The organism is Bradyrhizobium sp. Kon69, assembly GCF_055807515.1.
Window position 1 is genome coordinate 66,698 of sequence record NZ_JBVVOS010000007.1, and the last position, 24,812, is coordinate 91,509.

A 24,812-nucleotide genomic window follows, 5' to 3' on the forward strand; every position below is an offset into this window, starting at 1 on the left:
CCGCGGGGTGGGCAGCGAAGATGGCAAACGTCAGTTTCAACCGCAAACGAGCGAAACTCAAGCAGGTTCTCGGAATCCGGGCGCGGCTTGCGTTGCTCGCGGTGATTCTGGTGACGCCTTTGATGTTCGAGCGCATCCGCTCGCTCGAAGACACGCGCACGCGGCAGATCGCGCAGGCCACGACCGAATTCACCACCGTTGCAAGGCACAGCGCCGATGCGCAGCGCGAGGTGATCTCGTCGGTCGAGACCATCCTGAAATCGGAAGCTTTCATCCGCGCCTCCGCCGGCGGCATCAGCAAGAGCTGTGACGTCCTGCGCGCGAGCCTGCCGTCGAATCTCCCCTGGATCCGTACGCTTCTGATCGCCGGCCAGGACGGACGCATCCAGTGCGCCACCAACAACATGTATGTCGGCCTCGACCTCAGTGACCGGCCGTACTTCCAGCAGGCGCAGGAAACCGGCCGCTTCGTGCTGAGTGACTTCATACTGTCGCGCCCCGTGCCGACACCAACCGTCATGGCGGTTTACCCGGTGTCCGCCTTCAGCGGCGTAGCGGATGCCGTCGTGCTCGCCACCGTCAACCTCGACTGGATGTCGAAGGTCATGAGCAATCTGGGTGGTCGCGCCGGCATCACGGCCGTGCTGGTCGACAGCGCGGGTACCGTGCTGGCCGCACCGGCCGACCAGCACAGCGCGATCGGACGTCCGCTCGACAACATGCCGCTGATGTCCGCGATCGCCGACAAGGCGCTGAGATCTGACCAGGACGAAGGCTCACTCTCTTTCCTCGCAGCCGACGGCTCCCGCCGCGCGGTGAGCTTTATCCGCATCGCCGGGACCAATGCCCGCCTGATCGCCAGCATCGACGAGGACAAGGTGTCCGCAGCCGTGAGCCGCGACATCCGCACCGCCTATCTTCAGCTGGCCTTCGTCGTGCTATTCGTGCTGCTCGGCGCACTGATCGCAGCCGAGAAACTGGTGATCAAGCCGATCAGGATGCTCGCAGACATGGCCAAGCGTCTGGGCGAGGGCGATCTGTCGGCGCGCGCCGCACGCAATCGCCTGCCATCCGAGTTCGTGCCGCTGGCCCGTGCGTTCAACGCGATGGCCGCGCAGCTCAGCCAGCGCGAACGCGAGCTGATGGCCAGCAATGACCGGCTCACGGTGATGGCCTCGATCGACATGTTGTCGGGGCTCGCCAACCGTCGCGGCTTCCAGAGCCGGCTCGACTTCGAATGGATGCGCGCGCAGCAATATGGCAGCGACCTCGCGCTTCTGATGATCGACGTCGACCATTTCAAGCTGTTCAACGACACCTATGGCCATCTCGAAGGCGATTCCTGCCTGACCAGGCTCGGCGAATCGCTGTCCGGCATCGCGGCCGACACGATGGGCTTCGCGGCCCGCTACGGCGGCGAGGAATTCTGCTTGTTGCTGCCGAACACCGACGTCGCGCGCGCCGTCGAAATCGGCGAACAGGCGCGCGCGGCCGTGCTGAAGCTGTGCCTGCCGCACATCACCTCCGACCACATGATCGTCACCGTCTCGATCGGTGTTGCCGCGACCAAGCCCAACGAGAGCCTGCGTCCGGGCGATTTGATCGAAGCCGCCGACGCCGCGCTCTACGCCGCCAAGCACCGCGGCCGCAACAACGTCGTCGAACACGGCATCACGGTGATCGACAACGGCGCGGCGGAAATGATGATGGCGGGTTGAGGGCTAACCCGCAGCCCCGGTGGCATCGAGTTCGCTCTCGGTGACCACGCGATTGCGGCCGCTGTTCTTGGCGAGATAGAGCGCGCGATCGCAGCGCTCGATGAAATCGGTGATCGCTTCGCCGGGCCGGTACTGCGCAACACCGATCGATACGCTGATATGGGGCAGGACCTCGCCGGTCGACCGGCGCCTGATCCTGCATTCCGCGATCGCGTGCCTGATGCGCTCGGCGAGATCGGCGCAGGCGGCGAGATCGGCATCCGGCAACACCGCGATCAGCTCCTCGCCGCCATAGCGGGCCGACAGGTCCTGCTCGCGGACCTTTTCGCGCAGCACCTTGGCCATCAGGCGCAGCACCTGGTCGCCGACACCATGACCGAAACTGTCGTTGAAGGTCTTGAAGTGGTCGATGTCGAGCATCAGCATGCTGAGCGGCTCGCCCCAGTCCGCAGTTGCCTGCGCCTTGCGCAGGAATTCGTCGAGCGCCCGGCGGTTGGCGAGGCCTGTGAGCGTATCGGTCCGGGCACGCTCCTCGGATTTGGAAAGGGAGGCGCGGATCACGTCGAGTTCGCGGGTCTTTTCCGCAAAGCCAGCCTCGAGCCGCGTCGCGCGGGTCGCCGCGCGTCCCAGCTCGTTCATGAGCTGGGCGACCAGCGCTTTGGGATCGACACCGGCCTTGCCCTGGTCCGCGACCTCGTTGATCGCCTGCATCTGGGAGTGATTGTCGGCAATCGCAGTCGCAAGAAAATCCTTCGCCGCGCCCATAAGGGTGTGGAGCCGCTCGGACGTGTCGACGACGATAGCACCCACCTGGGGCGCGACGTAGGTCTCGAACAGATCCTGATTGGTCCTGACGTCGAAGGGCCGATTGTGATCGATCAGGAGATCGATCGCGTTGCGCAGATCGTCATGGCTTCCCGCGAAATACTGGAACCAGACGGCGAAATTGGCCGGCGTGGCAGGGATCCGCTGTTCGGCCATGCTCCGCATCGCCCGTTCGGCAACGGACGCGGCATAGTCGTAATCGGGATCGTCGAAGCTGGCGTCCATCACAAGTCTTGAGAATTCTGGTTGGTCGCAAACTCGCATCGCCCCCTTAATCCCGCCCCAACGCGGCCTCAGTAGTTATGCGGTGCAGCACCGAAGGTTCCCAAATTGCGGCAACCCATTGACCCCTTGAGGACTTCTATGGCCTAGTCCGCCGTCTTTAGACGGCCAAATCCACGAAAACCCAACGATTCCATGACCTCCGAACGCTACAACGCCCGCGACGCCGAACCGCGCTGGCAAGCCGCCTGGGACCAACAGGCGATCTTCGTCTCCAGGAACGACGATCCGCGGCCGAAATACTATGTGCTGGAGATGTTCCCCTATCCGTCGGGGCGCATCCATATCGGCCATGTCCGCAATTACACGCTTGGCGACGTACTGGCCCGCTTCATGCGGGCCAAGGGTTTCAACGTGCTGCACCCGATGGGCTGGGACGCCTTCGGCCTACCGGCCGAGAACGCCGCGATCGAGCGCAAGGTGGCGCCGAAGGCCTGGACCTACGACAACATCGCCGCGATGAAGAAGCAGCTCCGCTCGATCGGGCTGTCGCTGGACTGGAGCCGCGAGATCGCAACCTGCGATCCCAGCTACTACAAGCACCAGCAGAAGCTGTTTCTGGACTTCCTGCGCGAAGGCCTCGCCGAGCGCGAAAAGCGCAAGGTGAACTGGGACCCCGTCGACATGACCGTGCTCGCCAACGAGCAGGTGATCGACGGCAAAGGCTGGCGTTCCGGTGCCGTTGTCGAACAACGGGAAATGAACCAGTGGGTCTTCAAGATCACGAAGTACTCGCAGGAGCTGCTGTCGGCCCTGGATACGCTGGATCGCTGGCCCGACAAGGTGCGGCTGATGCAGCGCAACTGGATCGGCCGGTCCGAGGGGCTGTTGATCCGCTTCGCGCTCGACGCAGCAACGACGCCGGCCGGCGAGAGCGAGCTGAAGATTTTCACGACGCGCCCGGACACGCTGTTCGGCGCGAAATTCATGGCGATCTCGGCCGATCATCCGCTGGCGCAGGCGGCTGCCGCCAAAAACCCTGCGCTCGCCGCGTTCATCGGCGAGATCAAGCGGATGGGCACGGCGCAGGAGATCATCGACACGGCCGAGAAGCAGGGTTTTGACACCGGCATCCGCGCGGTCCACCCCTTTGATCCCTCCTGGAAGCTGCCGGTCTATGTCGCCAACTTCGTGCTGATGGAATACGGCACCGGCGCCATTTTCGGCTGCCCCGCCCACGACCAACGCGACCTCGATTTCGTCAACAAATACGCTCTCGGCAACACGCCGGTGGTGTGCCCCGAAGGCCAGGATCCCAAGAGCTTTGTCATCACCGATACCGCCTATGACGGTGACGGCCGCATGATCAATTCGCGTTTCCTCGACGGCATGACCATCGATCAGGCCAAGGACGACGTGGCGAAGCGTCTCGAGACCGAGCTGCGCGGCAACGCGCCGGTCGGCGAGCGTCAGGTCAATTTCCGCCTGCGCGACTGGGGCATTTCACGCCAGCGTTATTGGGGCTGTCCGATCCCCGTCATCCACTGTCCGAAGTGCGACGTGGTGCCGGTGCCGGACGCCGACCTCCCCGTGGTGCTGCCGGAGGATGTGAGCTTCGACAAGCCGGGCAACGCGCTCGATCATCACCCGACCTGGAAGCACGTGACCTGTCCGCAATGCGGTGGCAAGGCGCAGCGCGAAACCGACACCATGGACACTTTCGTGGATTCGTCCTGGTACTTTGCGCGCTTCACCGATCCCTGGAACGAGAACGCGCCGACGACGCCAGAGGTCGCCAACCGGATGCTGCCGGTCGACCAGTATATCGGCGGCGTCGAGCATGCGATTCTGCATCTTCTCTACAGCCGCTTCTTCACGCGCGCGATGAAGGCGACCGGGCACATCGCACTGGACGAGCCGTTCGCCGGCATGTTCACGCAGGGCATGGTGGTGCACGAGACCTACCAGAAGGCCGACGGCACCTACGTCCAGCCGGTCGAGGTGAAGGTCGAGACCGGCGCCAATGGCCGCCGCGCGACGCTGCTGACGTCAGGCGAAGACATCCAGATCGGCCCGATCGAGAAGATGTCGAAGTCGAAGAAGAACACGGTCGACCCCGACGACATCATCGAGACCTACGGCGCCGACGTCGCGCGCTGGTTCATGCTGTCGGATTCCCCGCCCGAGCGGGACGTGATCTGGAGCGATGAGCGCGTCCAGGGCGCCTCGCGCTTCGTGCAGCGGCTGTGGCGGCTGGTGAACGATGCCGTGGAACCCGGCAAGAGTGCGCCGGCGGCCCGGCCGGCCAGCTTCGGCCCGGACGCCATCGCCTTGCGTAAGGCCGCCCATGGCGCGCTGGACAAGGTCACCACCGGGATCGAGCGGCTGCACTTCAACGTCTGCCTCGCCCATATCCGCGAATTCAGCAATGCGTTTGCGGAGGTCTTGCAGCGTCCCGGCCAGCCGGCCCCAGATTTGGCCTGGGCGATCCGGGAGGCCAGCCAGATCCTGGTCCAGCTGTTCTCCCCGATGATGCCGCATCTGGCCGAGGAGTGTTGGCAGGTTCTCGGCCACAGCGGGCTGGTTTCCGAGGCCGATTGGCCCCAAATCGAACGCGATTTGCTGGTTGAAGACCGTGTGACCCTGGTGGTTCAGGTCAACGGCAAGAAGCGGGGTGAGGTCACAGTTGCAACAGCGGCCGAGAATCCGGAAATCGAGGCTGCCGTTTTGGCCCTCGATGCGGTAAAACTGGCCTTGGACGGCAAGCCCGTCCGCAAGGTGATTATCGTCCCCAAGAGGATCGTGAATGTTGTCGGCTAGGATCCGCATCGCAGCCCGCTTGCTGGCGGTCGCCGCACTGGCGGCCATGACGGCTGGCTGCTTCCACCCGATGTATGCCGAGCACACCGACGGCACGCCCGGCCTGCGCGAGAAGCTGATGGGGGTCGATCTGCCCCCGATCGCCAAGTCCAATGCCTCGCGCGAAGCCCGCGTCGGCGTCGAGGTCCGCAACGCGCTCGCCTTCAAGCTCTATGGCACCGCTACCGGCATGCCGCCGACCCACCGCCTGGAGATCCGCTTCTCGAGCGGCAAGTCGTCGCTGATCGTCGACCCCAACACCGGCCTGCCGAGCAGTGAAAACTACGGCCTCGACGCCCAGTACAATCTGATCGAGGTCGTCAGCGGCAAATCGGTGATGACCGGCACCACCTTCTCCCGCGTGACCTACGACATGCCCGGCTCCTATCAGCGTTTCAGCCGCAACCGCGCGGTACGTGATGCCGAGGATCGTGCCGCCAACGAGATCGCCGAGAACATCACGACTCGACTCGCCTCGTTCTTCACCGCGGGCACTTAATTCATCCCGTCATCCCGGTTCGCCCGGACTGACGAATCCCAGGCACCATGGTCGCGCTGCGCGGAAAAGAGATCGACGCCTATCTCGCCCGCCCCGATGCGGGCCGTCCGATCATCCTGCTCTACGGTCCTGACGCCGGACTGGTCCGCGAACGCGCGGATGCGCTGATCGCCTCGGCTGTCGACGATCCCAACGATCCATTCTCGCTGGTCAAGGTCGATGGCGACGAGCTCTCCGCCGAGCCGTCGCGCCTCGTCGACGAGGCCATGACGGTGCCGCTGTTCGGCGGCCGCCGCGCCATCCGCGTGCGCGCCGGCTCGCGCAGCTTTGCCAGTGCTATCGACACGCTGGCGGAGATGGGCGTCAGGGATTGCCGCATCGTGATCGAGGCCGGTGAGCTGCGCCCGGAATCGCCACTGCGCAAGGCCTGCGAACGCGCCAAGACGGCCGTCGCGATCGCTTGTTATCCCGATACCGAGCGCGACCTCGCCAAGCTGATGGAAGACGAGCTCCGCATCGCCAATTTGCGCATCGCGCAGGACGCCCGCGCGGCGCTGATGTCGTTCCTCGGCGGCGACCGGCAGGCCTCGCGCAACGAGCTGCGCAAGCTCACGCTCTATGCCCACGGCAAGGGCGAGATCACGCTGGATGACGTGATGGCCGTGGTCGCCGATGCGTCGGAGCTGAAACTCGATCCGATCGTCGATGGCGCCTTCGCCGGCCGGCCCGAGATCGTAGAGAACGAGTTTGCCAAAGCCATGATCGCCGGCACCTATCCTGGCATGATCATCTCCGCGGCGCAGCGCCAGGCGGCGTGGCTGCACAAATCGGCGCTCGCGATCGCCGACGGCACCCCCGCTTCCGCCGTGCTCGACAGCGGTTATCCGCGCCTGCATTTTTCGCGAAAGCCCGCGGTCGAAACCGCACTGCGTAATTTCAGCGTGGCGCGGCTCGCCGTCATCATCGAGCAGCTCGCGACCGCCGCGCTCGACACCCGCAAGCAATCCACCCTCGCCGCCGCCATCGCCCAGCGCACGCTGATGTCGATCGCCGCAAACGCGAAGCGGCGGGGCTGAGCGTCCCGCTCTGTCCACATCATTGCGAGCGAGTCTCTCTCCCCTCGTCATTGCGAGGAGCCCTTGCGACGAAGCAATCCAGAATCTCTCCGTGGAAAGATTCTGGATTGCTTCGCTGCGCTCGCAATGACGTGTGGATCGGCATGAGGTCCTGGCTTTCGCCAGGACGACACCAAGCGGCTACACCGCGCCCTTCGCCAGCCGTCGCATCACCTCGTCGAGCTGATCGAGGTTGCGGTAGTTGATCTGGACCAAGCCGCCGGGGTCGCGGTGGTTCACTGTGACCTTGAGCCCGAGCGCGTCGCTGACGCGCTTCTCGAGGTCGACCGTGTCGGGGTCCTTTTCCTTCGCCCCCGTGCGTGCCTTCTGCGGCTTTCGCTCCGGCACGCCCTCTTCATGCGCCAGCGCCTCGGTCTGGCGGACGTTGAGGCCCTCTTCGACGATGCGCTTGGCAGCGGCGACCGGATCAGGCACGCCGATCAGCGCGCGTGCATGACCAGCGGTCAACTCGCCGCTCGTGATCAAGGCCTGCACCTCGGCTGGAAGCTTCGTCAGCCGCATCATGTTGGCGATGTGGCTGCGGCTCTTGCCGACGACTTTGGCAATGTCGTCCTGGCTGCGTTTGAACTCGTCGGCGAGCGCGTGATAGCCGAGCGCCTCTTCCATCGGGTTGAGGTCTTCGCGCTGCACGTTCTCGACGATCGCGAACTCCAGCGCATCGCTGTCGCTGATGTCGACGGGGACGATCGGCACTTCGTGCAGGCCGGCCATTTGCGACGCGCGCCAGCGCCGCTCGCCGGCGATGATCTCGAAGCGGTCCTGCGCACCCTTCACCGGGCGCACCACGATCGGCTGGATCACGCCATGCTGCCTGATCGAATCGCTGAGCTCCCTGAGCTCGCTTTCCGAAAAGGTCCGGCGCGGGTTGCGCGGATTGGGCTTGATGAACTCGATCGGCACCTTGCGTTGCGCGCGCGGGCGATCGACATGCTGAGCCTCGCCGCCGACGTCACCGATCAGACTCGCAAGACCCCGGCCCAGTCGCGAACGCGCTTCATCGGCCATCGCCAGCTCCCTTGGATTCACGCTGCAGCACTCCAGAACTGAATTGTAGTAGGGTGGGCAAAGCGAAGCGTGCCCACCAGTTAGTCATGTGCGGAAGATGGTGGGCACGGCGAAGACGCCTTTGCCCACCCTACAGCACCTCTCTAATGCGTCGTTCGCAGCTCGCGCTCGCGCTGGATCACTTCGGTGGCGAGCCGCAGATAAGCTTCGCTGCCGACGCATTTGAGATCGTAGACCAGCACCGGCTTGCCGTAGGACGGCGCCTCGGAGATGCGCACGTTGCGCGGGATCATGGTCTTGTAGACCTTCTCGCCCATGAATTGCCGGACGTCGGCAACGACCTGGTTCGAGAGATTGTTGCGGGAGTCGAACATGGTCAGCACGATGCCGTGGATCGACAGGTTCGGATTGAGCGTCGAGCGCACCTGCTCCACCGTCTGCAGCAATTGCGACAGACCTTCGAGCGCGAAGAATTCGCACTGCAGCGGCACCAGGATCGCGTCGGAAGCCGCCATCGCGTTCACGGTGATCAGATTGAGCGAGGGCGGACAGTCGATCAGCACGTAGGTGTAATCGGCGTCGGGCGAGACATTGTTGTTGAGCGCGCTGATCGCGTCACGCAGCTTGTACGCACGACCGGGCGTGGTGCCGAGCTCGAGCTCGAGACCGGAGAGATCCATGGTCGAGGGCGCAATATGCAGCCGCGGCACTGCCGTCGACACCACCGCTTCCCGCAGGCTCGCCTCGCCCACCAGAACGTCATAGGTCGAGCAGGAGCGGTTGCGGCGATCAATGCCGAGTCCGGTCGAGGCGTTGCCCTGCGGATCGAGATCGACGATCAGAACACGTTCGCCGATCGCAGCGAGCGCCGTGCCGAGATTGATCGCCGTAGTTGTTTTTCCCACACCGCCCTTCTGATTCGCCAGCGCCAGGATGCGCGGATGGCCCTGCGGGACGGCGGCGGTCTGTTCTTGCTGCGGTTCGTCAATCACGCTCATCGCAAATTCCCCACTCGGCCCCTGACGCCTCACCCGCGCCGTTCGACGGAAGCCAGCTCGACGATCCAACCGTCGCCTGTACGGCTTTGGTGGAGCTGCGGCTGAATATTCCAATATTTAGTAGCTTCGGTCAATTCAGACTCTACATCTTGACCTTTGAGAAACAACGCTTTTGCGCCCTGGCGCATCAGCGGCTCCGCAAAGCCGATGAGTTGATGTAGCGGAGCCAGCGCACGCGCGGTGACGCAATCGACCGGGCCGGTGATTCTATCCACATTATCCCCGATCTCAGCGAGATGTACGACCCCCGGAGATGTAGTGACGCGGATGGCTTCGCGCAGGAAGGCTGCCTTCTTGGCGATTCGCTCAACCAGATGGACGCTCGCCCCGGCCGTCCCCGCCATGGCGCAGGCCAGGACGACGCCGGGAAAGCCGCCGCCGCTGCCGAGGTCGGCCCAGCGCTTGGCTGATGGGGCGAGAGCGACGAGCTGAAGCGAGTCGGCGATGTGCCGGGTCCAGAGATGCGGCAATGTCGAGGGCGCGACGAGATTGGTCTTGGCCTGCCACTCCCGCAGCAGCGCGATGTAGCGATCGAGCCGGGTTTCGGTTTCATGTGAAACGGGCGCAAGCTTGAGCGCCGCAATCTTGTCGGCCGCGATGACGGCGTCCAACGATCGATCGTTGGCGCTGGCCTTGTCGATCTTCGGCTTGGTCGGCGCCGGTTCGGAGCGACGACCGGCGCCCTCACCCGCCGAAGGTTTTCCTGATGACGATCTGCCGCCGCCCGGCTCGCGCTGTTTCACGTGAAACCTATGCGATTGCTTTGGAAGTCTTCCGCGCTTCGCGGCGAAGATAGGCCGCAAGGATGCCGAGCGCGGCTGGCGTCATGCCGTCGATTCGGCCGGCTTGGCCAACGGTGAACGGCCGCGCCTTCTCCAGCTTGGCCCGCACCTCGTTGGAGAGACCGGGGACCTGCTGGTAATCGACGTCCGACAGCACCATCCCCTCGTCCCGCCTGAAGGCTTCAACGTCGGCGCTCTGGCGCTCCAGATAGACATCGTATTTCGCGTCGATCTCGAGATGGGTGGCAATGACGGGATCAATGGCAGCGAGCTCCGGCCAGATCGCACGGACCTGACTCCAGCCGATGTCGGGATAGGCCATCAGCTCGAAGGCCGACCGCCGCTGACCGTCCCGGTTCAGGGTGAGACTATGCTTGATGGCCTCGTTCGGGGTGATCGTCAGCGACTTCGAGAGCGCTCGAGCCGCATTCAGCGCGTCCATCTTGGCGCGATGATGCGCGGTCCGAGCGCTTCCAACGCATCCCAACGCGATGCCCTTCTCGGTTAGACGCTGGTCTGCGTTGTCCGCACGCAGCGTCAGCCGGTACTCGGCCCTGGAGGTGAACATCCGATAGGGTTCGCTGATGCCGCGGGTGACGAGGTCGTCGATCATCACGCCGAGATAGCCATCGGCCCGGTCGAACACCGTCAGCGCGGCGCCGCTCGCAGCCAATGCTGCGTTCAACCCTGCAACGATGCCCTGGCCGGCAGCTTCCTCGTACCCGGTGGTGCCATTGATCTGCCCGGCCAGGAACAGGCCGCGCAAACGCTTGGTCTGGAGGGTCGGATCGAGCTCACGGGGATCGATGTGATCGTATTCGATGGCATAGCCCGGCCGGACCATCTTCACCCGCTCCAAGCCGGGAATGGTTGCGAGGATGGCGAGCTGAACTTCCTCCGGCAGCGAGGTCGAGATGCCGTTGGGATAGACGGTGCTATCGTCGAGCCCTTCCGGCTCCAGGAAGATCTGGTGACCGTCGCGATCGCCGAAGCGAACGATTTTGTCCTCGATGGAGGGGCAATAGCGCGGGCCAGAGCTCTTGATCTGGCCCGAGTACATCGGAGAGCGATGGACATTGGCCCGGATCACGTCGTGGGTGGCGGAATTGGTCCGGGTGATCCCGCACTGGATCTGTGGCGTCGTGATCCGCTCGGTCATTACCGAAAACGGCTCCGGAGGCTCGTCCCCCGGCTGCATCTCGACCGCGGACCAGTCGATCGTCGAGCCATCGAGCCGCGGCGGAGTGCCCGTCTTGAGCCGTCCAAGGGTAAATCCGGCGCGCTCGAACGAGGTCGAAAGGCCCATCGCAGGCGCCTCGCCGACCCTGCCGGCCGGCCAGTTCTTCTCGCCAAGATGGATCAGTCCGCGGAGGAAGGTGCCGGTGGTGACGACGACAGCCCCTGCCCGAAGTTCGCGGCCATCCGCCAGGCGCAGACCGATCACCCGTCCCTCGACCACGATCAGCTCGTCCGCCTCGCCTTCGACGACGGAAAGACCCTCTGTCTCCCGGATCGCCGCCTGCATTGCGGCGGCATAGAGCTTCCGGTCGGCCTGCGCGCGCGGTCCACGCACCGCCGGGCCCTTACGGCGATTGAGGACGCGAAACTGGATGCCACCGGCATCGCCGACCCGGCCCATCAGACCATCGAGCGCATCGACCTCGCGAACCAGATGGCCCTTGCCGAGACCGCCAATGGCGGGATTGCAGGACATCGCGCCGACGGTGGAGAAACGATGCGTCACCAGGGCCGTGGCCGCGCCCATCCGGGCAGAGGCAGAAGCGGCCTCACAGCCGGCGTGGCCGCCGCCAATCACGATGACGTCGAAGCTCTCTCGCTCTGTTCGCATGGGCGGACTTCTAACTCACAGGCGGGGAAGCCGGAAGAGGAAAACTGGAGAGGCGGTTGTTTCACGTGAAACGGGGCAAAGCGGAGCCTTTCCGCGAAAACAACCCCATGCACAGTAGAGTGGCCCTTGGAAACGTTGTCGTTTTTTGTGAGAGAAAAACGGGCCACGAGGGGAAAAGGCGTGGTCTGAAAGCCCGGACGGGTCGGCGATCGGACCACGACGGCAGGAAAGTACCCCAAAGCCCTGCGAGCGGAACCGACGCAATCCAAGACCTTTCCGCGCACCCGCTCCTAAGGTGTTACCGCTTGCAGTGGCCCCCGCGCACCAACCAGCGACTCAGTCGATGAGTGTTTCACGTGAAACCTCTCGGAACCGAGCTGGCCCTGTTTTCACGTGAAACACCAAGAAGTGGAACAAAGGTTAGTTCTACAATGAAGAACTAGCGCTACTTCCCAACACAGAATTTCTGGAAAATGGCCCCCAGGACGTCTTCGACATCCACGCGACCCAGTAGCCGGCCCAAGGCATAGGCGGCCGCGCGCAGCTCTTCGGCGGCAAGCTCCTCGCCCTCTTGTACTAGCTCAAGACTCCGGCGCAAGCTGTCCGCTGCCCGGCGCAGCAGATCCCGCTGCCGGGCCCGGGTCACCAACGCCCCCTCGGTCGTTCCGAAAAACTCGGCGGCAAATTTCACGAGGGCATCGACCAGCTCGGGAATGCCGTCCCCCCGGCTCGCCGCGATTCCGAACTCACCACCCGGTCCGACCGCCTCGACCCCGCCGAGATCGATCTTGTTGCGCACGATCCAGACCGAGCCGCCGGAGCGAGCGCCTGCGTTGCCGGACTTCCCCAGCGACGGTATAGCGGCCGGATCGACAGCGCGCCCACCCTCCACCAGCCACAACACGAGGTCGGCATCCTCGGCCCGGGCTCGCGCCCGGCGCACACCCTCCTGCTCCACCGGATCGTCGGTCTCGCGAATGCCGGCGGTGTCGATCACCGTGACGGGATAACCATCGAGATCGAGCTGCACCTCGATCACATCGCGCGTCGTGCCGGCATGCGGCGAGACGATCGCCACGTCGCGGCGCGCGAGCTGGTTGATCAGGGTCGACTTGCCGACATTCGGCTCACCCGCGATCGCAACCACCAGGCCGTCGCGCAAACGTTCAGCTTGTCCCTGTGCCGCAAGAACTTCTGTGATTTCGTCAAGCAGCGCACTGATCGCCTTGACCGCAGGCGCCAGCAACTCGGCGGGCACATCGCCCTCGTCGGAGAAATCGATGCCGGCCTCTATCAAGGCCGAGGCCTCGATGATGCGCTCGCGCCAGTCGCGCGCGCGATCGCCGAGGAGACCCTGCAACTGCCGTAACGCCTGGCGCCGCTGGCGGTCGGTGTCGGCGTGAATGAGATCGTCGAGGCCCTCCGCCTCGGTCAGGTCGAGCTTGCCGTTCTCGAAGGCGCGCCGGGTGAATTCGCCGGGCTCGGCGGCGCGCGTTTTCGGAATTACGGAAATGGCGGCAAAGAGTGCGGCCAGCACCGCGCGCCCGCCATGGACGTGAAATTCGGCGACGTCCTCGCCGGTCGCGCTGGCGGGCCCTGGAAACCACAGCACCACCGAATCGTCGATCGGCCGGCCCGCGCCGTCATGAAGGAGCCGGCGGCTGGCCTGTCTCGGCGCCGGCAGCTTGCCCGCCAGCGTCGTCAGCACCAGGCTGGCGCTTGGCCCGGAGACGCGCACCACCGCGAGCGCGCTCGGCGGACGGCCGGACGACAGCGCAAAGATGGTCTGGTCTCGCGGATGCATGGCCTATTTGTCCGGCTGAAAGAGAAAAGGCAAATATCCGTTTTGGCAGACAAATCGCGCGATTATGCTGCACCAATTCCCGCAGCAAAGCCGATGTTGCGACGCAATAAATTCGCGAGCGGCTGCTGCAAGAACCACTTCCAACGGAATGGGATATGTCCCTCGATTTCGCTATTTTCAAATCGTATCAATATGTTAGGAGAGATCCGCTCCAAGCGGCAAACACCCCACCATGCTGCACCTTCGCTGCAGCAAAGCCGCACAACGAAAAAGGGCGCCCGAAGGCGCCCTTTGATCATGCTGCACTGCAATCAGGTGTTCATCGAGTCGAAGAACTCGGAATTGCTCTTGGTCGAGCGAAGCTTGTCGAGCAGGAAGTCGATTCCGTCCATCGTCCCCATCGGATTCAGGATGCGGCGGAGCACGTACATCTTCTTCAGGACCACCGGATCCGTGATCAGCTCTTCCTTGCGGGTGCCGGAGCGTGAAATGTCGATCGCCGGGAAGGTCCGCTTGTCCGAAACCTTGCGGTCGAGGATCAGCTCGGAGTTGCCGGTGCCCTTGAACTCTTCGAAAATGACTTCGTCCATGCGGCTGCCGGTATCGACCAGCGCGGTCGCGATGATCGTCAGCGAGCCGCCCTCTTCGATGTTGCGGGCAGCGCCGAAGAAGCGCTTCGGCCGCTGCAGCGCGTTGGCATCGACACCGCCGGTCAGCACCTTGCCGGATGACGGCACCACGGTGTTGTAGGCGCGGCCGAGGCGCGTGATGGAGTCCAGCAGGATCACGACGTCGCGGCCATGCTCGACCAGACGCTTGGCCTTCTCGATCACCATCTCGGCGACCTGGACGTGGCGCACCGCCGGTTCGTCGAAGGTCGAGGAGACGACCTCGCCCTTCACCGAGCGCTGCATGTCCGTGACTTCTTCCGGACGTTCGTCGATCAGGAGCACGATCAGATAGCACTCGGGATGATTATGCGCGATCGAGTGCGCGATGTTCTGCATCAGCACGGTCTTGCCCGTGCGCGGCGGCGCCACGATCAGCGCGCGCTGGCCTTTGCCGATCGGCGCGACGATGTCGATCACCCTTGCAGACAGGTCTTTCCGCGTCGGATCGTCGATTTCCATGCGGAAGCGCTGATTCGGAAACAGCGGCGTGAGGTTGTCGAAATTGACCTTGTGCTTGGCCTTTTCCGGGTCCTCGAAATTGAGCGTGTTGACCTTCAGCAGCGCGAAATAGCGCTCGCCCTCTTTCGGGCTGCGGATGTGGCCTTCGATGGTGTCGCCGGTGCGCAGGCCAAAACGGCGGATCTGCGAGGGCGAAACGTAGATGTCGTCCGGGCCCGGCAGATAATTCGCATCGGGCGAGCGGAGGAAGCCGAAGCCGTCGGAGAGAACCTCGACGACGCCTTCGCCGACAATGTCGGTCTCGGCGAGCGCAAGCTGCTTGAGGATAGCGAACAGCAGCTCCTGCTTGCGCATGGTGCTGGCATTCTCGACCCCATTCTCTTCCGCGAACGAGACGAGCTCGGCCGGCGTCTTCGACTTGAGGTCCTGGAGTTTGATTTCCCGCATTGGGGTGGTCCTGTGGGGTAACCTGGGAGGGGGGTGCGAGGAGGCTCTGAAATGCGGACGCGAAAAGGTAAGGTCCGCAGGTCTGGCAAGGAGAGCGCCGGTGAGGCTTCAAACCTGATGGGGTGTCCGGCCTCTGGAAAGCTCAGACACGACCACATCCGCCTGCGTTGGGTGGGATATCGCTAATATAGAAAATCGCCTCACACTCCGCAAGCAGAAGCACTGAGCGATTGTTGGCGACCGCTGCCTAGAACGGCTTCACGATCACCATGATGACGATCAGAATCATCAGGGCAGTCGGTACCTCGTTGATAATACGATAAAATTTCTGGCTTCGGGGGCGCCGGTCCGCCGCGAAATCCTTCAACCAGCGCGAAAAAAAGCCGTGGACCGCGGACATAGCCAAGACCAGTGCCAGTTTTACGTGCAGCCAGCCGAAAGTGAACCAGTGTCCAGCCCAGGCGAGATAAAGCCCGGCGAGCCAGGTCACGATCATGGCGGGGTTGATGATCGCCTTGAACAGCCGCCGTTCCATGGTCTTGAACGTTTCCGACTGCTTCGAGCCGATTTCGGCCTCGCAATGATAAACAAACAGCCGCGGCAAATAGAGCATGCCCGCCATCCAGGAGATGACGGCGATCACATGCAGCGCCTTGATCCAGAGGTAGACGTCTTCAAACATGTCTGAGGTCCGGATTCCTGCCCAGCCGAGAGGGAACGCTGGGGATAGTAAGGAGTCGTTAAGGTCTTGCCTGCACACATATCCGTCCGTAGCGCCCTTCTCCAATAAGAATCTTAGATTCTTAAGGTTTGAGTCTATGTGACGGTGAATTGGACTCACACATTTCCGTCCGCCCGTTCACACGCGCTTGTTCACATCCATCAACATATCCCTGATCGCTCTGGCCGCTTTCGATAAGTCGGTCAGCTTCAAAGGCTTGCGCGTTTCTGTCGGCAGCTTATCAAGAGGGTTATCGACGCAATCCCGTTTCCCTTTCGGCAGGGCGTCGAAGTTGTTCTCAGGGGCAGTGGTGTGAAGAAAATTGGCACTTGTCCCGCCCCCGGTGTCGCACATCCCTTTCCAAGGGGTTAAGCTCCACAGAAATCCACAAACCACACCGGTTTCATACAAAGGGCTTTTGTGCCGACCTCGAGCAATTATTTCCATCTGCACCTCGTCTCCGACTCCACCGGTGAGACGCTGATCACGGTGGCGCGCGCCGTTGCCGCCCAGTACGCCAACGTGACCCCGGTCGAGCACGTCTATCCGTTGGTGCGCAGTCAGAAACAGCTTGATCGCGTGCTCGACGAGATCGAGGAAGCACCGGGAATCGTGCTGTTCACGCTGCTCGAGAAGGATCTGGTCGCCAGACTCGAGGACAAGTGCAAGGGGATCAATGTTCCGAGCCTGTCGATCATCGGCCCGGTGATGCAGTTGTTCGAGGCGTATCTCGGAGCTGCCACGACCGGCCGGGTCGGCGCCCAGCACGTCCTCAATGCCGAATACTTCAAGCGCATCGACGCGTTGAACTACACGATGATCCACGATGACGGCCAGCATGTCGAAGGGCTCGATGATGCGGACGTGGTCCTCGTCGGTGTCTCCCGCACCTCCAAGACCCCGACCTCGATCTACCTCGCCAACCGCGGCATCCGCACCGCCAACGTCCCGCTGGTTCCAGGCATTCCGGTGCCCTCGCAACTGGAAACGTTGACGCGACCGCTGGTGGTGAGCTTGCATGCGACGCCGGAACGGTTGATTCAGGTGCGCACGAACCGTCTGCTCTCCATGGGCGCCGATTCCAGCAGCGACACCTATACCGACAAGCAGTCGGTCGCCGAAGAGGTCGCATTTGCCCGCAAGCTGAGCGCCAAGCACGATTGGCCGCTGCTCGACGTCACGCGGCGCTCGATCGAGGAAACCGCCGCGGCGATCATGAAACTCTATAGTGATCGTCAGCGTAACCGGCCTTCTGAATAGCCTCGTAATAGACTTGGGAATAATTTTGCGATGGGCCTGTGGCTCGGCAAATCTTCGTTGATCCTGGCCTCGCAGAGCAGCGCGCGAAAGATGCTGCTGGCCAATGCCGGGCTCGAGTTCAAGGCGATCACGGCTGATATCGACGAGCGCGGCATCCAGGCCGCCTCCGGGCTTTCTGGTCCGCGCGAGATTGCGCTGCTGCTGGCGCGCGAAAAAGCCAAGGCAGTCTCGGCCCATCACGCCGGAAGCACCGTCATCGGTGCCGATCAAACGCTGGCGCTTGGCGATCGCCTCTTCAACAAACCTGCGGGCCGCGCCCAGGCGTTGGCGCAACTGCGCGATCTCTCCGGCCATAGTCATGAGCTGAATTCCGCGGTGGCGATCGCACGTAACGGTGAGATCATCTTTGAGGACGTCTCGGTCGCGCGCCTCGCCATGCGGCAGATGACCGAGGCCGAGCTTTCGGCCTATCTCGACATCGCCGGCGATGCCGTCACCACCAGCGTCGGCGGCTATCAGCTCGAAAGCCTGGGCATCCATTTGTTCGAGCGTATCGAGGGCGATCACTTCACCATCCTCGGTCTGCCGCTGCTGCCGCTGCTTGCGTTCCTGCGGCGCGAGCGGCTAGTTGCGGTGTGAATGGCAGAGATGGCTGGACGCTGATGCGGATCCTGGGACTGACCGGCTCGATCGGGATGGGCAAATCCACCACCGCGAAATTATTCGCGGAAGCTGGCGTCCCCGTCTACGATGCCGATGCCGCCGTCCATCAGCTCTATGAGGGCGAGGCCGCGCCCGCGATCGAGGCGGCCTTCCCCGGCACCACCGCGAACGGCAAGGTCGATCGGCCAAAACTGTCGGCGCGTGTGGTGCACGATGCTGCCGCCATCAAGCAGCTCGAGCAGATCGTCCATCCGATGCTCGGCGCTTCCCGGAAAAAATTCTTCGCCGACGCCGAAGCCGCCAACGCGCCGGTCGTGGTGCTGGACATTCCGCTGCTGTTCGAGACTGGTGGCGAGACGCGGGTCGATGCCGTGGTCGTGGTGACGACGTCTCCGGAACTGCAGCGCGAGCGGGTGCTGGCGCGCGGCACGATGGACGAGGCCAAGCTCGACGCCATCATCGCCAAGCAGACACCCGATGCGGAAAAGCGCAGGCGTGCCGATTTCGTGGTGGATACGTCGCACGGACTTGATCCGGTGCGCGCCCAAATCGCGCACATCCTGGCCGAGGTCGTTAAGATGCCGCAGCGGCGAGCCTGATTCGCCGCGTTACACGGCTTCTCAGATCATGCGCGAAATCGTTCTCGACACCGAAACCACCGGCCTCGACCCGCTGCGGGGAGATCGCCTGGTCGAAATCGGCTGCGTCGAGATGCTCAATCGCATGCCGACGGGGCAGAGCTTCCACGTCTACATCAATCCTGAGAGGGATATGCCGGCAGAAGCCTTTGCCGTGCATGGGCTGTCGGCCGAGTTTCTGGCGACGAAGCAGCTGTTTCACGAGGTCGTCGACGATTTTCTGGAGTTCATCGGCGACGCGCCGCTGGTGATCCACAATGCCTCGTTCGACATCAGCTTCATCAATGCCGAGCTCGACCGGATCAAGCGCCCGGCGATCCCGCGCGAGCGGCTGGTCGATACGCTGCTGCTGGCCCGGCGCAAGCATCCCGGCGTGTCGAACCGGCTCGACGATCTCTGCTCGCGCTATGCGATCGACAATTCACGCCGCACCAAGCACGGCGCGTTGCTCGACGCCGAGCTGCTTGCGGAAGTCTATGTGGATCTGGTCGGGGCGCGGCAATCGCAGCTGCTGCTGGCTTCAGAATCTGAGGAGACTCGCGCGAATGGGGCTGCCGATGCGCCTCGGCGGCAACGGCCGGCGCCGCTCACTCCGCGGATTTCAGACGCCGAGCGCGAGGCCCACCGGGCCTTCATCGCAACGCTCGGCGACAAGGCGATCTGGAACGAGTTTCTGCCCGCTCCAGCTGTCGCTTCGGCTGGTTAGGCTTGGCCGCTCGGCTGAGCGGCCATTTGCCGCTCCATGTTCTGACGATAGAGCCCGACGAAATCGACCGGATCCAGCATCAAAGGCGGGAATCCGCCGTCGCGCACGGCAGTGGCGATGATCTCACGGGCGAACGGGAACAGCAGGCGCGGGCATTCGATCATGACCAGCGGATGCAAATTATCCTTCGGCACGTTGGAGATGCGGAACACGCCGGCATAAGCGAGCTCGAACGAGAACATGATCTTGCCGGCGGTCTCGGCCTTGCCCTCGACCGACAACGTCACCTCGAACTCCTGTTCGCTGAGATTGTTGGCGCTGACATTGATCTGGATGTTGATCTGGGGCGGCTGGCTCTGCTGCTGGAGCGAGCTGGGCGCGTTCGGATTTTCGAACGAGAGGTCCTTGGTATATTGCGCCAGGACGTTGAGCTGGGGAGCCTGGGCCGCCTCGGGAGGGGTGCCGTTACCGTTGGTCATAAGAGTGTCTCCTTACCCGATTGGGCTGAATTTCGCGGCGGTTGGCTAACATAGGGCTACCTCGTTCCACAAGGACGAACGGTCCCGGATGGGGAATTCCGGCCACGGCCACAACCGCGGCGTTCACCCCGTCGATCCGGCGTAACCGCGGCTTAAACGATTGAAGATGCGCGATTTCCGGGCAGGATCGGGTTTCCTCTTAAGCATAAAACGCGCTACACTCGGTGCTGTGCCAAAAGGCGCCATTGGCCGGGCAAGATTTCGTGCCTACATCCCACGGACCTGACGCGCGGACCCGAAATGGTGATGTAGACTTGCCGTTCCGGTATGGAACGGTCTACTGGCCGGATCGATTTTCCCGGCACGACCCCTTCGAACGGCCCCTTCTACAGACGACCAGAAAGCGAATACGACGTGGACATCTACACCATCATCTTCCTGGCGCTGGCGGTCTTCATCTTTCTGAGGCTGCGCAGCGTGCTGGGGCAGCGCACCGGCAACGAGCGGCCGCCGTTCGACCGCAACGCGCTCCAGGGTGCCCAGGACAAGAACGTCGTCACCATGCCGGGCAAGGTCATCGACCAGGCCCCCTTGGCGCCGACGGCCGAGCCGGCCCCGCCCTCCGACCGCTGGAAGGGCCTGACCGAGCCGGGCACCGTGCTCGCCCAGGGCCTCGACTCCATCGTCGAAAAGGATTCCACCTTCGATCCGCGCCATTTCATCTCCGGCGCCCGCGGCGCCTATGAGATGATCGTGCTGGCCTTTGCCAATGGCGACCGCCGTTCGCTGAAAGACCTGTTGTCGTCGGAGGTCTATGACAGCTTCGATGCCGCGATCAAGGAGCGCGAGAAGAACGAGCAGAAGACCGAGACGCGCTTTGTCTCGATCGACAAGGCCGAGCTCGTCGGCGCCGAGCTGCGCGACCGCACCGCCCAGCTCACGATCCGCTTCGTCTCGCAGATGATCTCGGCCACCCGGGACAAGGCCGGCAACATCGTCGACGGCAGCGCCGACACGGTCGCCGACATCACCGACATCTGGACTTTCGCCCGCGACATCACCTCTCGCGATCCGAACTGGAAGCTGGTTGGCACCGGAAGCGCGAATTAAGGCTTTCCTGAAGACCAGCGCGACGGCGCTTTGCGCAGGTGCCGTCGCGCTGTCGTCGTTTTCACTCGGCGCCGAGGCGGCGCGGCGCCACTATCGCAGCCATCATCATCATCTCCCGGAATTGCCTGCCGCGCCGCCGCGCGCCTTGCCGTATCCGCAGCTTCCGCTGCCGTTCGAGATTCCCGGCGCGCAATATCTGCCGCTGGCCTGGGCCGACGTGAAGGGCTGGGGCGATGACAATCATCTCGCCGCCTATAAGACCTTTCGCGCCAGCTGCCGTCCGATCAGCGCGCAGACCGGCGCGCCCGAGCCCAAGGCTTTGGGCGCCTCGCTGGCCGAACCCTGCCGGGCCGCCAAATCGCTCGAACCTACCGACGACGCCAGCGCCAAGACCTTCTTCGAGGAGAATTTTGCGCCGCTGCGGATATCTCGCCTCGGCGAGCCCGACGGTTTCGTCACCGGCTATTACGAGCCGGTGCTGGAGGGATCGCGCACGCAGACCGACGTCTACAACGTCCCGGTCTATCGCCGCCCGTCGAACCTGTTCGTGCGCGGCTACAAGCAGGATTCGGTCAGCCTGCCCAACAAGGGCCCGGTCTATCGCAAGATCGGCCGCCGCAAGCTCGTGCCCTATTACGACCGCGCCGAGATCGAGGATGGCAAGATCGCCGGCCGCGGACTCGAGATTGCCTGGCTGAAGGACCCGACCGATCTGCTGTTCGCCCAGATCCAGGGCTCGGCGCGGATCAAGTTCGACGACGGCGGCACGGTCCGGCTGAACTACGACGCCTACAACGGCTATCCCTATACAGCGGTCGGTCGCATCCTGATCGAGCGCGGCATCATTCCGAAGGAAGAGATGTCGATGCAGAAGATCAGGGAGTGGATGGCCCAGACTCCCGACGGCGCCAAGGAGCTGCGGCGCCAGAACCGCTCCTACATCTTCTTCCGCGAGGTCAATCTGTCCGACAAGGAGGAGGCGGTCGGTGCGCAAGGTATCCCTCTGACGGCCGGCCGCTCGATCGCGGTGGACAAATCGCTGCACGTCTACGGCACGCCGTTCTTCATCGAAGGCGAGCTGCCGATCGAGTCCGAACGCGCGAAGACGCCGTTTCATCGGTTGATGATCGCGCAGGACACCGGCTCGGCCATCATCGGGCCCGCGCGCGCCGATCTCTATTTCGGCGCGGGTCAGGAGGCCGGCCGCGTCTCCGGTCGACTGCGCCATGCCATGCATTTCGTGATGCTGGTGCCGAAGGGCCTTGATCCCACAGCGCGCGGCGCGCGGCTCCCGGTGCCGGACCCCAGGCCTTCGGAGAAGATCGCAAAGCTGTTTCCGCAAACGGAGACCGCGAAGGACAAGCCGGCGGCAGCCGTGGCGCAAAGCACGAGCGAGACGGTCGCTGTCGCCGGTCCAGTCCCGCTACCGGTGCCGCGTCCCGTGATCGAGCCAGTTCAGGAGCCGCGGCGGCCGGTGAAAAATCGTTCCCATCGGCAGCAATGAAGCGATCGTCCCGTCCGCCCGTGCTGGAGCCTCGTCCCTCGCCGCGCCGTCGCGCGCTGAGCGAGGAAGAGCGCGCGCTGTGGGATGCGATCGCCAAGCAGGTCAAGCCGCTGAGGAAGCATCGTGCCGCCAAGGTGCAGGCCGCACCGCGCACCGAGCCTTCCCCTGCGGCGCCCGCCATGCGGCCTACGTCATCGCCACGTCCGATTGCCGCTGCCCCGGCACCGCGTGCAGCGAAGCCGGCCGTGCCGCCGCTGGCGCCGCTCGGCAAACGCGAGCGCACAAAGCTGTCGCGCGGGCGTAGCGAGATCGAGGCGCGGCTCGATCTGCACGGCATGACCCAGATGCGCGCCCATCGCGCACTGACCGGCTTCCTGCACCGCGCCCATCATGACGGCCTGACCTTCGTGCTCGTCATCACCGGCAAGGGCCGAAGCGGCGGCGAAAGCGGCGTGCTGCGCCGTCAGGTGCCGGAATGGCTGAGCCTGCCGGAATTCCGCGCCTTCGTCGTGGGGTTCGAGGAAGCCGGCATCGGCCATGGCGGCGAGGGCGCGCTTTACGTGCGGATCAGGCGAGCGAGATATTAGGAAGCATGATCCGGAAAAGTGGGCCCCGGTTTTCCGACCGGATCATGCTTGGCTAGAAAGGCCGCACGATTCCGACGCGCGGGATCAGCGTGAGGATCAGACCGAAGATATTTGTCTTCCGATCCTCGGCCGGAATCAGCGGCATCTCGCGCGCTGCGGGCAGCATCTTCACCGCGTGCAGGATCAGGAACATGCAGACCGCCCAGTTCGAGATCCAGCGCGAATAGTCGAACACCATCGCGAACATCACGAGACAGGCGAGGCTGATGCCGATCAGCGCCGCGATCACGAGACGGCGATGCGTGTCGCTTGCGAGCGCAGCGATCAGGTTCGCAAAATAGCGCCACAGCGGTGTGTGCAGCCAGATCAGCAGCACGAACACGGGCACGCCGAGAATGTTGTGGGGCAGGCGGCCCCAGGTGTCGGAAATCTCCTTGGCCAGCGGCTGATACCAGATGTAGGCAAACTGCAGCAGGTCGGTCCGCGACGGATCGGCCATCCGGCTCTTCAAATAGGCAACGAAATCCGGCTCCGGGATCGGCATCGTTCCCCAAAATTGCGCGGCGAAGAACAGCGCGGAGACGGCAACCAAGGCAATGATGCCGAACGCGACATTGGTGCGATCGCAGCCGTGCGTCAGATAGTGCCTGATCACGACGATGGTGATGATGGTCGGCACATACATCAGGAGATGGATGTGGTGGATCAGGACGAGAATGATCGAGAACAGCGCAGCCAGCGCCACGAACAGCAGCGATCCCGCCGGCACCAGCAGCAGGATGATCGCCAGCGCGCAGCCATAGATGTCGAAATGCCCGAGCGTGTGCATGAAGTTCTTGAGGAAGAACGGCGAGCCCGCGATGAAGACGAATAGCGGCAATGTCTTCGCGGTGAAGCCGAACGTCTTCTGAAATAGTCTTGCGTACAGTCCCAGCGTCGCCAGCCATGTCGCGCCGCCGAGCGCGAACACCAGCCATACCGGCACCTTGTCGGTGAACAGGGCGACGATGGCCCCGATCAGCGCGCGCTTGATGAAGCCGAAATGATAGTCGACGAGGAGGTGGATGTAGGGGACGTAAGGCGGCAGCTGGATCTTGTGAACGAAGACGCCGACGATGACCGTCGCGTTGACCGCGAGCAGGATGCGCCAGGGGTTTTGGCGCAGGTTGGCCAGTACCGCGCTCAAGCGGCGCTCCTAGGGAATCGGCGCGATCGGACTCCGAAAGGCTTTGGAGTCAATATGTGGGCCACAGGATTCTTTTCACCACTACATATTGACGATATAGCGTTCGCCGATACCATCCCGGGACCCTCAGAAGCGGCGAAGCCGTCGGGTGGCTAGACCCAACGGCTTCAAAGCTTCTGACCCGCATCCCGAGCTGGGCGCGGAACAGGCTGTCTAAGCACCTCATGGAATCATGGGTGGAGTCGGTGGTCAAGCCCAGCTCTCAATAGGAGAGAAGAATGACCAGTCCGCAAACCAGACCCCAGACGGCGCAAATCCGCTGTGTGAATAAACGCGATCGCCCGAATCCGTTCGAGCGGATCACCCACGTCGGTGGCTACGGCTCTAGTCAGTGGAAGATCACGCAAGAGCAGGCCATCGCGATGATCGAGCGCAGAGAGTGGAGCTTTTATGTTTCGCTTCCCGGTTCGACCAAGGCAGTTGGGGTCGAAGTCGGTGTCAGCCGCTTCGGCAATAAGTATTTGCGCACCGAAGGCGATGACGACACGCGCAACAATCTCTTGAGCCTGCCTGAGTGTCCCTGACACTCCGTCAGTAACAACGAAAGGCCCGACATAAGCGCCG

Annotated in this window: 23 protein-coding genes; 12 read left to right on the forward strand and 11 right to left on the reverse strand. The window is 63.4% G+C overall.

What is annotated here, in order from left to right:
• Positions 1 to 20 precede the first annotated feature (20 nt).
• A complete protein-coding gene (locus AC0L3U_RS11550; protein ID WP_027566259.1) occupies positions 21 to 1,718 on the forward strand; it encodes a diguanylate cyclase domain-containing protein in 1,698 nt (565 codons plus the stop codon).
• 3 nt (positions 1,719 to 1,721) lie between these two features.
• Here the strand turns inward: AC0L3U_RS11550 and AC0L3U_RS11555 are convergent, their stop codons facing one another.
• Positions 1,722 to 2,768, reverse strand: a complete 1,047-nt coding sequence (locus tag AC0L3U_RS11555) for a GGDEF domain-containing protein (RefSeq protein WP_473361837.1) — start codon at positions 2,766 to 2,768, stop codon at positions 1,722 to 1,724.
• Between the two features lie 192 nt (positions 2,769 to 2,960).
• On the opposite strand from AC0L3U_RS11555, the gene leuS reads away from it, so the two are divergent.
• Genes leuS through holA form a run of 3 tightly spaced genes read left to right on the forward strand, consistent with a single transcriptional unit; the run spans position 2,961 to position 7,199 of the window.
• The gene (leuS, locus tag AC0L3U_RS11560) at positions 2,961 to 5,585 is read left to right on the forward strand and encodes a leucine--tRNA ligase (protein WP_473361838.1); all 2,625 of its coding nucleotides are present in this window, start codon (positions 2,961 to 2,963) and stop codon (positions 5,583 to 5,585) included.
• Positions 5,572 to 6,123 carry an LPS assembly lipoprotein LptE gene (gene lptE / locus AC0L3U_RS11565; protein WP_456766914.1) on the forward strand — a complete coding sequence of 184 codons (552 nt, stop codon included), beginning with the start codon at positions 5,572 to 5,574 and terminating at the stop codon, positions 6,121 to 6,123. The genes leuS and lptE overlap by 14 nt, the downstream gene beginning before the upstream one ends.
• A gap of 47 nt (positions 6,124 to 6,170) precedes the next feature.
• Positions 6,171 to 7,199: a DNA polymerase III subunit delta gene (gene holA / locus AC0L3U_RS11570; RefSeq protein WP_473361839.1), complete on the forward strand. Its 1,029-nt coding sequence runs from the start codon at positions 6,171 to 6,173 to the stop codon at positions 7,197 to 7,199.
• 180 nt (positions 7,200 to 7,379) lie between these two features.
• On the opposite strand, the gene AC0L3U_RS11575 is transcribed toward holA, so the two are convergent.
• The 8 genes from AC0L3U_RS11575 to AC0L3U_RS11610 all read right to left on the reverse strand — a co-directional run bounded on the left by AC0L3U_RS11575 (position 7,380) and on the right by AC0L3U_RS11610 (position 16,409).
• On the reverse strand, positions 7,380 to 8,264 hold the full coding sequence (locus AC0L3U_RS11575) for a ParB/RepB/Spo0J family partition protein (RefSeq protein WP_473361840.1): 885 nt from the start codon (positions 8,262 to 8,264) through the stop codon (positions 7,380 to 7,382).
• A 143-nt stretch (positions 8,265 to 8,407) separates the two neighbouring features.
• Positions 8,408 to 9,262: a ParA family protein gene (locus tag AC0L3U_RS11580; protein WP_007598621.1), complete on the reverse strand. Its 855-nt coding sequence runs from the start codon at positions 9,260 to 9,262 to the stop codon at positions 8,408 to 8,410.
• A gap of 29 nt (positions 9,263 to 9,291) precedes the next feature.
• On the reverse strand, positions 9,292 to 10,065 hold the full coding sequence (gene rsmG / locus AC0L3U_RS11585) for a 16S rRNA (guanine(527)-N(7))-methyltransferase RsmG (protein WP_473361841.1): 774 nt from the start codon (positions 10,063 to 10,065) through the stop codon (positions 9,292 to 9,294).
• A gap of 7 nt (positions 10,066 to 10,072) precedes the next feature.
• The gene (mnmG, locus tag AC0L3U_RS11590) at positions 10,073 to 11,953 is read right to left on the reverse strand and encodes a tRNA uridine-5-carboxymethylaminomethyl(34) synthesis enzyme MnmG (RefSeq protein ID WP_473361842.1); all 1,881 of its coding nucleotides are present in this window, start codon (positions 11,951 to 11,953) and stop codon (positions 10,073 to 10,075) included.
• A gap of 445 nt (positions 11,954 to 12,398) precedes the next feature.
• Complete coding sequence (mnmE, locus tag AC0L3U_RS11595; RefSeq protein WP_473361843.1) at positions 12,399 to 13,757, reverse strand: tRNA uridine-5-carboxymethylaminomethyl(34) synthesis GTPase MnmE; 1,359 nt, start codon at positions 13,755 to 13,757, stop codon at positions 12,399 to 12,401.
• Between the two features lie 311 nt (positions 13,758 to 14,068).
• Positions 14,069 to 15,334, reverse strand: coding sequence for a transcription termination factor Rho (gene rho / locus AC0L3U_RS11600; protein ID WP_007598612.1), 1,266 nt, complete (start codon positions 15,332 to 15,334; stop codon positions 14,069 to 14,071).
• A 247-nt stretch (positions 15,335 to 15,581) separates the two neighbouring features.
• Positions 15,582 to 16,016 (reverse strand): protoporphyrinogen oxidase HemJ, encoded by a 435-nt coding sequence (hemJ, locus tag AC0L3U_RS11605; RefSeq protein ID WP_027566249.1) that lies wholly within the window; start codon positions 16,014 to 16,016, stop codon positions 15,582 to 15,584.
• Between the two features lie 177 nt (positions 16,017 to 16,193).
• The gene (locus tag AC0L3U_RS11610) at positions 16,194 to 16,409 is read right to left on the reverse strand and encodes a hypothetical protein (protein WP_473288218.1); all 216 of its coding nucleotides are present in this window, start codon (positions 16,407 to 16,409) and stop codon (positions 16,194 to 16,196) included.
• A 66-nt stretch (positions 16,410 to 16,475) separates the two neighbouring features.
• Between AC0L3U_RS11610 and AC0L3U_RS11615 the strand changes: the two genes are divergently transcribed.
• Genes AC0L3U_RS11615 through dnaQ form a run of 4 tightly spaced genes read left to right on the forward strand, consistent with a single transcriptional unit; the run spans position 16,476 to position 19,322 of the window.
• Positions 16,476 to 17,315 (forward strand): pyruvate, water dikinase regulatory protein, encoded by an 840-nt coding sequence (locus tag AC0L3U_RS11615; protein WP_027514822.1) that lies wholly within the window; start codon positions 16,476 to 16,478, stop codon positions 17,313 to 17,315.
• Positions 17,316 to 17,345: 30 nt separating this feature from the next.
• Positions 17,346 to 17,954 (forward strand): Maf family nucleotide pyrophosphatase, encoded by a 609-nt coding sequence (locus tag AC0L3U_RS11620; protein ID WP_473361844.1) that lies wholly within the window; start codon positions 17,346 to 17,348, stop codon positions 17,952 to 17,954.
• A gap of 23 nt (positions 17,955 to 17,977) precedes the next feature.
• Entirely contained in the window at positions 17,978 to 18,577 is a 600-nt protein-coding gene (gene coaE, locus AC0L3U_RS11625; RefSeq protein WP_247285461.1) for a dephospho-CoA kinase, read from the forward strand.
• 28 nt (positions 18,578 to 18,605) lie between these two features.
• Positions 18,606 to 19,322: a DNA polymerase III subunit epsilon gene (gene dnaQ, locus AC0L3U_RS11630; protein WP_219681898.1), complete on the forward strand. Its 717-nt coding sequence runs from the start codon at positions 18,606 to 18,608 to the stop codon at positions 19,320 to 19,322.
• Here the strand turns inward: dnaQ and secB are convergent.
• A complete protein-coding gene (gene secB, locus AC0L3U_RS11635) occupies positions 19,319 to 19,801 on the reverse strand; it encodes a protein-export chaperone SecB (protein ID WP_007598595.1) in 483 nt (160 codons plus the stop codon). The two genes, dnaQ and secB, sit on opposite strands and share 4 nt — an antisense overlap.
• Before the next feature lie 414 nt (positions 19,802 to 20,215).
• Between secB and AC0L3U_RS11640 the strand changes: the two genes are divergently transcribed.
• The 3 genes from AC0L3U_RS11640 to AC0L3U_RS11650 are packed head-to-tail and all read left to right on the forward strand — an operon-like array spanning position 20,216 to position 23,002.
• The gene (locus tag AC0L3U_RS11640) at positions 20,216 to 20,911 is read left to right on the forward strand and encodes a Tim44/TimA family putative adaptor protein (protein ID WP_473345992.1); all 696 of its coding nucleotides are present in this window, start codon (positions 20,216 to 20,218) and stop codon (positions 20,909 to 20,911) included.
• Positions 20,889 to 22,415 (forward strand): murein transglycosylase A, encoded by a 1,527-nt coding sequence (gene mltA, locus AC0L3U_RS11645; protein WP_473361845.1) that lies wholly within the window; start codon positions 20,889 to 20,891, stop codon positions 22,413 to 22,415. Before AC0L3U_RS11640 ends, mltA begins: the two co-directional genes overlap by 23 nt.
• On the forward strand, positions 22,412 to 23,002 hold the full coding sequence (locus AC0L3U_RS11650) for a Smr/MutS family protein (protein WP_473361846.1): 591 nt from the start codon (positions 22,412 to 22,414) through the stop codon (positions 23,000 to 23,002). The genes mltA and AC0L3U_RS11650 overlap by 4 nt, the downstream gene beginning before the upstream one ends.
• Before the next feature lie 52 nt (positions 23,003 to 23,054).
• Here the strand turns inward: AC0L3U_RS11650 and AC0L3U_RS11655 are convergent, their stop codons facing one another.
• A complete protein-coding gene (locus tag AC0L3U_RS11655) occupies positions 23,055 to 24,188 on the reverse strand; it encodes a hypothetical protein (RefSeq protein ID WP_473361847.1) in 1,134 nt (377 codons plus the stop codon).
• Positions 24,189 to 24,466: 278 nt separating this feature from the next.
• Between AC0L3U_RS11655 and AC0L3U_RS11660 the strand changes: the two genes are divergently transcribed.
• Positions 24,467 to 24,772 (forward strand): DUF3892 domain-containing protein, encoded by a 306-nt coding sequence (locus tag AC0L3U_RS11660; RefSeq protein WP_473361848.1) that lies wholly within the window; start codon positions 24,467 to 24,469, stop codon positions 24,770 to 24,772.
• The last annotated feature ends 40 nt before the right edge of the window (positions 24,773 to 24,812 follow it).